General features: G+C 69.8%; 9 protein-coding genes. 7 read left to right on the top strand and 2 right to left on the bottom strand.

Going from position 1 to position 11,336, the window contains the following annotated elements:
* Window positions 1-425: 425 nt before the first annotated feature.
* The 7 genes from serB (at window position 426) to AB0F41_RS20450 (ending at window position 7,642) form a co-directional block, all read left to right on the top strand.
* Window positions 426-1,643, top strand: a complete 1,218-nt coding sequence (serB, locus tag AB0F41_RS20480; protein ID WP_357426034.1) for a phosphoserine phosphatase SerB — start codon at window positions 426-428, stop codon at window positions 1,641-1,643.
* Between the two features lie 142 nt (window positions 1,644-1,785).
* On the top strand, window positions 1,786-2,628 hold the full coding sequence (locus AB0F41_RS20475) for a peptidyl-tRNA hydrolase (protein ID WP_357426032.1): 843 nt from the start codon (window positions 1,786-1,788) through the stop codon (window positions 2,626-2,628).
* A 93-nt stretch (window positions 2,629-2,721) separates the two neighbouring features.
* Window positions 2,722-3,555 (top strand): ABC transporter ATP-binding protein, encoded by an 834-nt coding sequence (locus tag AB0F41_RS20470; RefSeq protein ID WP_357426030.1) that lies wholly within the window; start codon window positions 2,722-2,724, stop codon window positions 3,553-3,555.
* Between the two features lie 114 nt (window positions 3,556-3,669).
* Window positions 3,670-4,503 (top strand): NUDIX hydrolase, encoded by an 834-nt coding sequence (locus AB0F41_RS20465; RefSeq protein ID WP_357426045.1) that lies wholly within the window; start codon window positions 3,670-3,672, stop codon window positions 4,501-4,503.
* A gap of 11 nt (window positions 4,504-4,514) precedes the next feature.
* Window positions 4,515-5,318: an enoyl-CoA hydratase-related protein gene (locus AB0F41_RS20460; RefSeq protein WP_357426028.1), complete on the top strand. Its 804-nt coding sequence runs from the start codon at window positions 4,515-4,517 to the stop codon at window positions 5,316-5,318.
* Between the two features lie 72 nt (window positions 5,319-5,390).
* Complete coding sequence (locus AB0F41_RS20455) at window positions 5,391-6,371, top strand: methyltransferase domain-containing protein (RefSeq protein WP_357426026.1); 981 nt, start codon at window positions 5,391-5,393, stop codon at window positions 6,369-6,371.
* The gene (locus AB0F41_RS20450; protein ID WP_357426024.1) at window positions 6,371-7,642 is read left to right on the top strand and encodes a class I SAM-dependent methyltransferase; all 1,272 of its coding nucleotides are present in this window, start codon (window positions 6,371-6,373) and stop codon (window positions 7,640-7,642) included. The genes AB0F41_RS20455 and AB0F41_RS20450 overlap by 1 nt, the downstream gene beginning before the upstream one ends.
* Window positions 7,643-7,702: 60 nt before the next feature.
* Here the strand turns inward: AB0F41_RS20450 and AB0F41_RS20445 are convergent, their stop codons facing one another.
* Together AB0F41_RS20445 and AB0F41_RS20440 are read right to left on the bottom strand one after the other, a co-directional pair.
* Complete coding sequence (locus AB0F41_RS20445; RefSeq protein ID WP_357426022.1) at window positions 7,703-9,172, bottom strand: hypothetical protein; 1,470 nt, start codon at window positions 9,170-9,172, stop codon at window positions 7,703-7,705.
* The gene (locus AB0F41_RS20440) at window positions 9,169-11,262 is read right to left on the bottom strand and encodes a hypothetical protein (protein WP_357426020.1); all 2,094 of its coding nucleotides are present in this window, start codon (window positions 11,260-11,262) and stop codon (window positions 9,169-9,171) included. The genes AB0F41_RS20445 and AB0F41_RS20440 overlap by 4 nt, the downstream gene beginning before the upstream one ends.
* Window positions 11,263-11,336: the final 74 nt, after the last annotated feature.

The following is an 11,336-nucleotide window of genomic DNA, read 5'->3' as shown; positions in this document are numbered from 1 at the left end:
CGGTAGTGAGTTTCGGTACCGGATTCGCCGTGCTCGCGGTGGCCGTGCTGCTGAGTTCCCGGCTTCGAACGGGGTTGCGGGACCGGCCTCGAGACTCGTGGCTTCGCCACATGCGCTTCGAGGCCGGACAGCCGACGCGGGCCGAACCCTTTGTGGGACTCGCTGAACTCGGCGCAGGGTGTGCGTAGTGCACGCTCTGCGCCGTTTTTTGGTTGGGCCGCGTTGCGGTGGCCACCATGAGCCGGTCGCCCCCACCCTCGCTAGGCTTTGCCCCGGATGGTCCACCTTCAAGGTTCGGGGCCCGTCTCGGTTCTGGAGCGACCAGAGGGAGGGAGCGCAGCGACCGACCGCCGGGAGTGAAGAACCGAGACACCAGGGGGCCCCGAACCCGCGCGCGCCAGCGCGCCAAAAATACAGGAGCTGTTTTGGCCGAGACGACCGTTCTCGTCACCGTTACCGGGCCCGACCGCCCCGGCGTCACATCGGTGCTGCTGACGGCGATGGCGCGACGCGGGGTGAGCCTGCTCGATATCGAGCAGGTGGTGATTCGCGGCCGGCTCACCCTGGGTGTGCTCGTCACCTGTCCCACGGATCCGGAGGCGTTGCAGGACGAGCTCGAGGAAGCCATGAACACCGTCGGTATGCAGGTGGATGTGGATATCGACGCCGATGCCGCGCGGGCCCCGGTGTCGACGCACGCGGTGGTGGTGCTGGGGGCGCCGGTGACCGCGCGGGCGTTCAGTGCGGTGTCGCGGGAGCTGGCGGGGCAGGGGGTCAATATCGATGCCATTCGTGGCATTGCCGACTATCCGGTGACCGGGATGGAGTTGCTGGTGACGGCGCCGGACCGGGGCGGGGATACCGATTCGCGGTTGCGGACCGCGCTCGCCGAGGTCGCGGTGACCGAGCGGGTGGATATCGCCATGGAGCGGGCCGGGCTCGCCCGCCGGGCGAAGCGGCTGATCGTTTTCGATGTGGATTCGACCCTCATCCAGGGCGAGGTCATCGAGATGCTGGCCGCGCACGCCGGTGTCGAGGAACAGGTGCGGCAGGTCACCGAGGCGGCGATGCGCGGCGAGATCGATTTCGCCGAATCGCTGCGCCAGCGGGTGGCGACGCTGGCCGGGCTGGACGAATCGGTGATCGCGGAGGTCGCCGCTTCCATCGCGTTGACGCCCGGCGCGCGGACGACCATCCGGACCCTGAAACGCCTCGGTTTCCGGTGCGGGGTGGTGTCCGGCGGTTTCCGGCAGGTGATCGATCCGCTGGCGCGGGAACTGGAACTCGATTTCGCGCAGGCCAACGTGCTGGAGGTGATCGACGGGAAACTCACCGGCCGGGTGGTCGGGGAGATCGTCGACCGGGCGTACAAGGCGACGGCGTTGCGCAGGTTCGCCGCCGAATCCGGGGTGCCGATGGAGCAGACCGTCGCGGTGGGCGACGGGGCGAACGATATCGATATGTTGAACGCGGCGGGGCTGGGCGTGGCGTTCAACGCCAAACCCGCGTTGCGGGAGGTCGCCGATACCGCGCTGTCGCACCCGTATCTGGACGCGGTGCTGTTCATCCTGGGTGTCACCCGCGACGAGGTCGAGGCGGCGGACGCGCGGGACGGACTGCTGCGCCGGGTGCCGCTCGGCTGATCGGCGCGAATCGGGTCGGTGCTCGGCCGCCGGCAACGCTGAGCCGCGGCGGTCTCGCGGTCGCGCCGGCCCCGGGCCGGCCGGTCGCCGCGTCGGTAGGCTGGCGCGGGGTCGACGGTCGGGTGTTGTGGAGGATATGGGAATGCCGGAGTGCGGCGTGACGGATGTGGTGGCGGACGGCCGGGAGCCGGGTGATATCCCGGCGGACCCGCAGGTGGCGGCGCCGGATCCCTTCGCGGACCCGGGGTTCGCCCAGCGGCATACCGAACTGGCCACCGGGTACGGCGGTGGCGGCGATCCGGATGATCCGGCGCAGGTGCAGGCCATGCAGATGGTGTTGCATATTCCGAAGGCCGAACCGCCGGCCCGCAGCGCGCTGCTCGCCGCCGCGGCGGCCGCTGCGGTCGCGCTGTGCCTGGACCCTCGGGTCGGCCCGGAAGGGGAGTGGGAGCAGCCGTATCTGACCTGGAAGCGGTCGCGGATCCGGAAGGTGGCCCGGCGGGCGCGCGGGGCCCAGTGGACGGCGGCGAACGAGGTGGCGGGGCTGACCGTCGAATGTGGCGGTGCCCAGGCCCGGGCGCTGGTGCCGGGGGCGGTGGGCGATATCGATCCGCGGATCAGGCGACTCCAGATCGGCGGTACCGATCTGGAGTCCGATGATCCGGGCCCGGCGCCCGCGGACGTCCCGGTGTTCTGGGTGAACGCGGCCCTCGGAATGACCGTCGGCAAGGCGGCGGCGCAGGTCGGGCATGCGAGCATGCTGTTCGCCGGGGCGCTGCCGGTGGAACACGCCCGGGCGTGGGCGCGCCGGGGTTTCGTCTGCGCGGTCCGCGAGGCCGGGCCGCGGCAGTGGGAAGCCCTGCGCGCGGCGGTGGCCCGGGGGGCGGCGACCGCGGTCCGTGACGCCGGTTTCACCGAGGTCGCGCCCGGTTCGGTCACCGTGATCGGGACCCTGCCCGCCGATCCGGATCAAGGCCGGTCCTGAACTCCGGGTCCGGTGTGCGAGACGGGGTCCGGATGCGGCGGCGCGCGGAGCCGCGGGTGCCCGGTGCCGCCGCCGCGGACACCTCGAGACAAGATGGAGCCCGTGGCGCACCCCGATCCAGATTTGCTCATCGACTTCTCCAACGTTTCCATCCGCCGCAACGGGCACACCCTCGTCGGCCCCGTGACCTGGCAGGTCGAACTCGACGAACGCTGGGTGATCCTGGGACCCAACGGCGCCGGTAAGACGTCGCTACTCCAGATCGCGGCCGCGGAGACCCATCCCTCCTACGGCGCCGCCTATGTGCTCGGTGAACGGCTGGGCCGCACGAATATCGGGGAGCTGCGGCCCCGGATCGGGTTGTCCTCGGCGGCGCTGGCCGCCCGGATTCCGGCCGAAGAGCGGGTGGCGGATCTGGTGGTGTCCGCGGGGTACGCGGTACTGGGCCGCTGGCGCGAGAAATACGACGAGATCGATACCGATCGCGCCATCGATATGCTGGAAAGCCTTGGCGCCGAACATCTTCTGGACCGCACCTACGGCACCCTGTCCGAAGGTGAACGGAAGCGGGTGCTGATCGCCCGGGCGCTCATGACCGATCCGGAGCTGCTGCTGCTCGACGAACCCGCCGCCGGTGTGGATCTGGGTGGCCGCGAGGAACTCGTCGAAAGCCTCGGCGATCTGGCCGCCGACCCCGATGCCCCCGCCCTGGTGCTGGTGACCCATCACGTCGAGGAGATCCCGCCCGGTTTCACTCACTGCATGCTGCTGAGCGAGGGCGAGATCGTGGTCCAGGGGCTGATCTCCGATGTGCTCACCGCGGAGAACCTCAGTGAGGCATTCCGCCAGTCCATCGCCCTGGACCGGATCGACGGCCGCTATTTCGCCCGCCGCGCCCGCCGCCTCGGCCGCCACCGGTCACGCTGAGCACGCGCCGCCGGAGGCGCCACCGGCGGCCGGGGTTAGTGTGCAGGGGTGAGTGAGACGACTGTGCCGGAATCGGGTGACGCGGTACCGGAGGCCAAAGACGCATCGACGGTGATGCTGGTGCGCGACGGCGCCGCGGGCCCGGAGGTTTTCCTGCAGCGTCGTGCCGGTGCGATGGAGTTCGCGGCCGGGATGACCGCGTTTCCCGGCGGCCGGGTGGACTCCACCGACGCCGAGATCGAGATCGGCTGGGCGGGGCCGCCGCCGGCCTGGTGGGGGCAGCGCTACGGCGTCTCCGAATCGCGGGCCAAGGCGCTGGTCTGCGCGGCGGTGCGGGAGACCTTCGAGGAATGCGGTGTGCTGCTGGCCGGCCCCACCGCCGATACCGTGGTCGCCGATACCACCGGATACCGCGGTGAACGGCAGCGGATCGAGAGCCGGGAGGTGACCCTCGCCCAGTTCCTGGCCCAGGAGAAACTGGTGCTGCGCGCGGACCTGCTGCGGCCCTGGGCACGCTGGATCACCCCCACGGTGGAGCGCCGCCGCTACGACACCCATTTCTTCGTCGCGGTGCTGCCGTCCGGGCAGCGCGCCGACGGTGCGACCTCGGAGACCGATCTCGTGCAGTGGTCGACCCCGGCGGCCGCGCTGTCCACCTGGAAAACCGGCGAACACGTCCTGCTGCCTCCGACCTGGTCGCAGCTCACCTCGCTGGGCGCCTATTCGAGTACCGAGCAGATCCTGGCCGCCGATCCGCCGATCGACCCCATCCAGCCGGAGTTCGGTGAGGTCGATGGGAAGAAGCTGCTGAAGTTCCCCGACAATATGCGGTACTTCGCCGAACTGCCCGATGCTTCCCGGCTGGTGGGGTCGAAGGGGATGCGCGATACCGACCCGTCGCTGCTGGGCGGTTCCCGGCCCGACGGCGGCTCCGACGCCGCCCGGTAGCGTTACCGTCCATGGCCGAATTCGTAACCCTGTCCCGGCTCGGATCAGACGACCTCGGATCCGATGACGTCGACGGCTCGGGACGGGCCGTGGCGCTGCTGCGGATCGCCCGGCCGCCGATGAACCTGCTGAGCACCCAGGTGATCCGGGAAATCGCCGAGACGGCGGCCGTCTGTGGCGCCGATCCCGGGATCGCGGCCCTGGTCGTCTACGGCGACGAACGAGTGTTCTGCGCGGGCGACGATCTGGCCGAACTCGCCGGACTGCCGGCCGAGCAGGCCACCGCGATGGCCGCGGATCTACAGGCGGCGCTCGGTTGCCTGGCCCGGATTCCACAACCGACGGTGGCCGCCATCAGCGGCTACGCCCTCGGCGCCGGGCTCGAACTGGCGCTGGGCGCCGACCGGCGCGTGATCGGCGACAACGTGAAGCTGGGGCTGCCCCAGATCCGGACCGGGCTGATTCCGCTGGCCGGGATCCGGCGGCTGTCGCTGCTGATCGGCCCCGGCCCGGCCCGGGATCTGGTGTTCACGGGCCGTTTCGTGGAAGCGGACGAGGCGGCCCGGCTGGGTCTGGTGGATCAGGTGGTCGCCCCCGACGACGTGCTCGGCGCCGCGTTCGCCTGGGCCCGGCAGTTCGTCACCGGGCCGGGGCAGGCACTGGCCGCCGCCAAAGCGGTGTTCGAGGCGGGTCCGCACGGCCACGAACGCGCCCGCACCGAATGGTCGCGGCTGTTCGGCACCGAGGACCAGCGAACTGGAACACGTTCCTACCTGCGGGACGGGCCCGGAGTCGCGGAATTCACGGGTCGCTGAGCGGGTCGCGACCGGTTCATACCTACCCGGTGGTATTCGTCCCCGGATCAGGAAAGGATAGGCTCTCCGACCATGACGGTACGCCCCGACGACCCCGCACCACATCCGCACGCCACCGCCGCGGAAGTCGAAGCAGCATTCGAGGACACCAAGCTCGCCCAGGTGCTCTATCACGACTGGGAAGCCGAGACCTACGACGACAAATGGTCGATTTCCTATGACGAACGCTGTATCGACTATGCCCGCGGCCGGTTCGACGCCGCGGTGGGCAGCGACGCGGAGCTGCCGTACGAGCGGGCCCTGGAACTGGGCTGCGGAACCGGTTTCTTCCTGCTGAACCTGATGCAGTCCGGTATCGCGAAAAGCGGTTCGGTCACCGATCTGTCGCCCGGCATGGTGAAAGTCGCGCTGCGCAACGCCGAGCGCTTGGGCCTGGATGTGGACGGCCGGGTCGCGGACGCCGAAACCATCCCCTACGACGACAACACCTTCGATCTGGTCGTCGGGCACGCGGTGCTGCATCACATCCCCGATGTGGAGCAGTCGCTACGCGAATGCCTGCGGGTGCTGAAGCCGGGCGGGCGGTTCGTCTTCGCCGGTGAGCCCACCACCATCGGTAACCTCTACGCCCGCAACCTGGGCAATATCACCTGGAAGGCCACGACGGCCCTCACGAAGCTCCCGTTCCTGCGGGATTGGCGCCGTCCGCAGGAAGAGCTGGACGAGTCCTCGCGTGCCGCCGCGCTCGAGGCCGTGGTCGATCTGCACACCTTCGACCCCGCCCAGCTCGAGGACATCGCGCGGGCCGCGGGCGCGGTCGACGTCGCCGCGAATACCGAGGAATTCGCCGCCGCCCTGTGGGGCTGGCCGGTGCGGACCTTCGAAGCGGCCGTCCCGGACGAGAAACTCACCTTCGGCTACCGGATGGCGATGTACCGGGCGTGGCTCGGTCTGAGCTGGCTGGACGAGAACGTGATGAGCCGGGTGGTGCCGCGTCAGTTCTTCTACAACGCGATGATCACCGGGGTGAAGCCGGGCGCCGTCGCGAACTAGTGGGATACGGCTTCGGCGCGGCCGACCTCGCCTACCTGGGGTCGGCGTCCGGTGCGGCCGCGCTGGCCGAGGTCGCGGAACTCGAACTGTCCCCGGCATCGCAACTGCGTGACGTGGCGGCGGTGCGGCGGGCGCACGGCGAGTGGGCGCCCGCACTCATCGAAACCGTGCGGCTGCGACGCCGCGCGGCCGCGAAACTCGACGACAGCGGCGACTGGCTGTTCACCGACGACGCCCTGCAACAGGCCACACCCACCCGCGTCGCCCGCCATCGCGCACACCGGCTGGCGGGCCGCGACGTCCACGACGTGACCTGTTCGATCGGCGCGGAACTGGTCGAACTGGCCCGGGTGTGCCCGCGCGTGATCGGCAGCGATCTGGACCCGGTCAGGCTCACCATGGCCCGGCACAACCTGACCTGTCCGGTACCGGGACCGGACGACCCCCGCCGCCCGGCAGCGCTACCGGCGTCCACGGCCGACGAGGAACACACCACCCCGCTCGTCCCACAGCTCGAGGCTCCGGCCGGCCGGGTGCTGCTGGCCCGCGCCGACGCCCTCGCCCCCTGCACCCGCGATACGGTGGTCATCGCCGATCCCGCCCGGCGCGCGGGCGGGCGGCGCACCCACGACCCCGCCGCCCTGCAACCGCCGCTACCCGACCTGCTCGCGGTCTACGCGGGCCGGGATCTGGCCGTGAAATGCGCTCCCGGACTGGATTTCGACCGGCTGGAATGGCCGGGAGAGGTGGAGATGGTCTCCCTCGACGGTGCGGTTCGCGAGGCCTGCCTCTGGTCGCCCGGTCTGGCCGACGCCGGGGTCACCCGCCGGGCCACCGTGCTCACTACCGGCTCGGATACCCTCACCCTCACCGACGCCGAGCCCTGCGATATTCCCGAACGGGCGCCGGGGGAGTGGATCATCGACCCCGACGGTGCGATCGTGCGGGCCGCACTCGTCCGCCACTACGCGGCCCGGCACGGTCTGTGGCAGCTGGACCCGCGTATCGCCTACCTCACCGGCGACCGGGTGCCGGCCGGGATACGTGCCTTCCGGATACTCGACCGTCTCGACTTCCGGGAGAAGTCGTTGCGCGCCGAACTGCGCCGCCGGGACTGTGGACCGCTGGAGATCCTGATACGCGGGGTGGATACCGACCCCGATGTGCTGCGCCGCCGGCTGAAACCCTCCGGTTCGCAGCCTTTCACGCTGGTGATCACTCGCATAGGCCGCACACCGAAGGTTTTTCTCTGCACCGCCCACCGGGGATAGCGAGTCGAGTCGACCGGCGGCCCACCCGTGAACCGAGAGACGATGCCGGATTCCACCCGGCTACTGGAGCCCGATATAGCGTGGCGGCGCGCCGTCCAGCGCCTCGAGGATCGGGATGGGTTTATCGGTCGGCAGTCCGTTCTGGTCGAACGAGAGGATCCCGCTCGCCCCGCGGACCGCGCCGGCCCCGTGTAACCGTTTCATCGCCTGGAGGACCTGGTCGGACTCTACGGTCGTCCCGTCGTAACCCGCCGCCTGGCGGATCGCCTGGACCGCTGTCACCACCGCGTCGTGTTCCATGACGGCGGCGAAATCGTCCAGGCTGTCGTCGGAGAATTCGCGGTAGCAGATCGGGCCCTGGCAGTCGGGCGAGAACTGGGCGACCGAATGCATATTGAACCGCTCTTGGTGGTCCTGCCAGGCCTGCGGGTGGACGAGCCCTGTGTACAGCACCGAGACTCCGGTTTCCAGCGCGACCCGGGCGGGGCTCTCCGAGAGGCGGTAGTACGCCATATCGTCACCGGTGACCACTCGGATCGGCGTTTCCCGGCAGCGCCGTTCGGCCAGCGCGGTGAGAAATGTGAGCGCGTGAGTCGCCCGGCCCGCGAAATAGATGGTATCCGGGGCGGACTGGCAGATATTCGGCATCATGAACTGAAATGTGTTGGCCACACTGCCGATTTCGGAGTCGTAGCCCTCCACCGGACCGGCGAAGCGCTGCGGGTCGTCGGGGAAGCTCGCGCCGAAGGCCTCCGCGAGGGTGCGGCCGTAGTGGTCGATCGGGCTGTCGTCGCGGACGATCAGGATTCGCTCGCTGCGGGTGGACAGGTACTCGGCGGCCGTGCGCGCGTGCTCCGCGGCGGTCGGCGAAACCCGCAGGAATCCGCGCAGTATCGGCAGATCGTCGGCGGTGAGAGTGGAACCGACGGTGGGGATCTGCAGTTCGGAAAGCCGTTCGATCGCCCGGACCGCGTTCTGGACACTGAACGAGATCCCGGTGACCGCCACGATGCCGTCCGCCGCGCGGCGGGCCTCGATCTTTTCGACGGCGGTCTCCCATTGGCCGAAATCACTGCCGGGATTCGCCAGCAGCAGCTTGATCTTGGGCGTGTTTCCCCAGATGGCGGTCCGGTTCGCCGCGAGTTGGGCCAGATGCGCGCCTTCGAGCCGGTGCCGGATACCCGACATGGTCACAATGCCCTCGTCGGTCTCGCCGGGAGTCATCGGCGACAGATGCACCACGCTGACGTAGGGCTCCCCGGAATCCTGTACGGCGCGATTCTCGTTCAGGATGCGCTGTTCGATATCGGCCAGCTCGGGTGCGAAGACCTTGCCGCCGTCGGTGACCCCGACGCATTCGTCGTCCGGTCCGCTACGGACCACACCCGCGCCGCAACTGCGCGCCGATTCGATCATCGCGGGAACCACCTTCGCCGCGGCCAGCACGACGACCAGGCCCACCACGCAGGCCCCGGCGATCCACAGCCATTTCCGATACCCGGGGGTCGGGGGTTCGATCTGGATACTCATCGATATCTCTCCGCCCGTTCGTACAGCAGCAGCGCCCCGCGGCCGAGGCCCCGGGCCAGCTGCCGGAATTCGTTCTCGATCGTGCGATCCAGGGTCCGCTGCGGATCTCCGAGCGGATCGTTGGAAATCCACAGTGCCGCGATGAGCCAGGCGAGGTCGTCCTCCGGTGCCATCCCGTTATCGCGGACAACGGTCTCCACCTGTGTGAACGGGGTGGCGGTGGCGTCCGGACGGCGTGGCGCCGAGGTGATGAGGTCGAGATCGGACAGCCATTCGGTGGCGGCCGTCCGGCCGAACTCGGGATGTCCGGGGACGAACGGGCGGTTCAGGTATTCGACGGCGTCCGCGAGGTTGCCGAGTGCGAGGTCGTGGTAGACGGCCTCGGCCGCGGCCGCCGATTCGCCCTCGTGGGATCGGCGCCGGTAGACCTCCCGGCACAGAGTGTGAGTGTTGTACCAGTCGCGCGGGTCGTCGGGTTCGCGGCCGGCGAGTTCGGCCAGCAGGATCCGGCGCAACCAGGTGTCGAGCATCATCTCGGGGTCCGGGCCGTCGGCGGCGCGGATCCACAGCCGGTTGCGCAGTTCCTGCAGGAGTGCCTCCCCGTCGGGCAGCGCGGAATCCAGCACCTCGGGCCGGTAGAGCACGTCCACGGTGCGGCCGGCGGCGGCGGTGACCAGATCCCGCAGACTCTCGGCATCGGTGAAATCCGCGAGCAGACGCTCCCGGGCCCGCTCCAGTACGGTTCCCGGGACGTCCACCGGTTCCTCCAGCGGGTCCTGGCGGGTGCCCACCGCGGTGGTGAGTACCGTGCGCGCGGCGGCGAGCGGCTGGTTCTCGTCGCCCTGCCCCAGCGCCGCGATCACATCGGCGGTGCCGGCGGCGTTCCCGCCGGTGAGTGCCCGGACGAATTCGGCCACCCGCGGTACCGACCGGATGCGCTGATCGGCGGCCAGGTCGCCGGTGGTCTGGACGCTCAACCTGCTCAGATCCAGCAGGTACCAGGGAAACCAGGTCGCCGCCGGGTTCTCCGGCACCGGCCAGTCGGCGAGGATATCGGCCGGGTCGCGCGGGGCGGGCCATTCGATGCCGCCGGTGCGATGCTCGGGTTCACGCCGTTCGGTCTCATCGCTGAAACGGTGCATTCCCGGGCGATGCCAGCATTCACTCCACGCCGGCAGCCACTGCGCGCTGGTCGCGATCACCACGAGCGGATCGGGTTCGGCGCCGTTGCGCCGCCGCGCTTCCCGCAGGGTCTGCAGGAACATCCGGCCCGACGGGGTGTGCGCGTTGTCCAGCAGCAGTACCGAATTCAGGGTGCGCCGAGTGCCGCGAACCCCGCCGTAGGCCTGGCGCAGATCGTGCAGGAAGGCCATGCCGAACACGGCGTCGGCCTCGGCGCGCGACTCCTCGTCGCCGTGTGACCATTTCGCGAGGTCGATCAGCATGTCCTCGCGTCTGGTCTGGTCGCCGACCAGCCGCGGCCCGTGGGTGATCCGGTGCCGGATGTTCAGGCGATTCAGGCTCTGCAGCAGGGATTCCACGGCCATGCCCACCCAGGGCGCCAGCCCCTCGGGTACCTGCCCGGCGGCCTCGAGGATATCGGCGACCCCTTTGCTGCGCGCTTCCATCGGGCTGCTGCTCGACACCACATCACGCAGATTCCGCAGTGCCGCGCGCCGATTGTCCTCCTGCATATGCAGCGTGCTGCCCACCGCGACCAGGCACAGCCACAGCTGCGGGAAGGCGATCCGGCCGAATTGCTTGCGGTGCCTGCCGAGTTCGAATGCCAGCTCCCCGAATACTTCGCGCGGGGCGCGGTCACCGAGCGCCAGGTCGATATGGGCGCACGGCAGCCGGCCGCAGCGTTGCGCGAGCTCCTGGAGGAGAACGGTTTTCCCGCTGCCGTGCGGGCCCACCGCGACCACCACCGGCAGCGCCCGGCTCCGTCCCGCCGGCCGCTGGACCAGCTGTTCGATCAGCGGTCCGGTGACCGGTTCCAGCCCATGCAGTTTCAGGCCCTCTGCAGGCATCTCCCCTCCCGGTTCGATCTCGATACCCGGCATATCGGTTCCGGCGCGCAGAACGTTCACATCAACGCTCCCGGCAGGCGCCGGGCAAAACCTGGACGAAGATATCGATCGGTACGGCCATCCTAGGCAAGAAT

The sequence above is a fragment of the Nocardia sp. NPDC024068 genome, assembly GCF_040638875.1.
In the GTDB taxonomy this organism is placed as follows: Bacteria; Actinomycetota; Actinomycetes; order Mycobacteriales; family Mycobacteriaceae; genus Nocardia.
Note: the sequence above shows the minus strand (reverse complement) of the source record. Positions and strands in the feature narration are given on the sequence as shown.